The sequence below is a fragment of the Oleiphilus sp. HI0061 genome (genome assembly GCF_001635675.1).
The window spans coordinates 1-1,088 of sequence record NZ_LWFE01000062.1; the positions used below are offsets into that span (position 1 = coordinate 1).

The 1,088-nt window shown below is 46.7% G+C and carries 2 protein-coding genes; both read right to left on the reverse strand.

Annotated elements, in window-relative coordinates; translation table 11 throughout:
* Nucleotides 1-484, reverse strand: a 484-nt coding sequence (locus tag A3735_RS00845) for a GTP-binding protein (protein ID WP_304439951.1), incomplete at its 3' end; no start/stop codon positions are given.
* 90 nt (nt 485-574) lie between these two features.
* The coding region (locus A3735_RS00850; protein WP_231882314.1) for a cobalt-precorrin-4/precorrin-4 C(11)-methyltransferase at nt 575-1,088 on the reverse strand (514 nt) is incomplete at its 5' end.

Sequence of the window (1,088 nt, forward strand, 5' to 3'; positions counted from 1 at the left end):
CTTCATCGTGCGCAAATCGCCCTGATGCCACCGCTGGACCATCGACAACCGTTACCACGGCATCGACGGTGCAATATTCTTTAATGCCAGGCCAATTGAATGCCTGCACTAAGGGCTTGGGTAGTGCTAAGCCACTGGTCTCAATCAGAATGTGATCGATATCATCACGACGCTCTACAAGCTGCTGCATAACAGGCAGAAACTCTTCTTCCACCGTACAGCAAATGCAACCATTGGCGAGTTCGTAAATACCATTGTTAGCGCTAGAGTCGGAGTCAACAACACCACTTTCAGCACCATCTTCTTCACAAGACAAAGGACAGCTACGTAGCAGGTCCGCATCAATATCAAGTTCACCAAATTCATTGACAATAACGGCGATTCGTTTGCCTTCAGCTTGCTGAATGACATTTGATAGTAAGGTGGTTTTACCACTTCCTAAAAAGCCAGTAACGACGGTGGTAGGTATTTTATTTAATTGCATCATTTATCTCGCTGTACTCTCGTTGTTGTTCTATCTTGGTTGTCTTTGTGCTTAATCAAACTCACCGACAACGTGTGTTGTTTTCTGCTGCTAGCGCTTCACTTGTCTCGGTACATCTGGTTTAACCTTGGGCCGATAGACATGCGCTTTGTCTTTGGCATATAGATAAGAATCGGCAAAATCGTCGGTATCCAACACATGACCGACCAGGATCAAAGATGTTCGAGTAAATTTCTTTTCGCGTACTTTTTCGACGATATCTTTTAATGTTCCTGTGACTTTGTCTTCATCGGGCCAACTGGTTCTGTAACACACAGCTGCAGGGCAGTCTTCGCCATAATGCGGAATCAGCTCTCCAACAATTTTATGGATGCGGGTGACGCCAAGATGGATCGCGAGGGTCGCGCCGCTTTGTGCCAGCTGCGGAAGCCGCTCTCGCTCAGGAAACGGAGTTTTGCCTTCATAGCGCGTCATAATTAGCGTTTGAGAAACGCCAGACAAGGTCAACTCTTTACCTAAATACGCGGCAGACGCAGCAACAGCACTGACACCCGGTATGATTTCATAATCAATACCAGCTTGCTCTAGCCGTCTAATTTGCTCA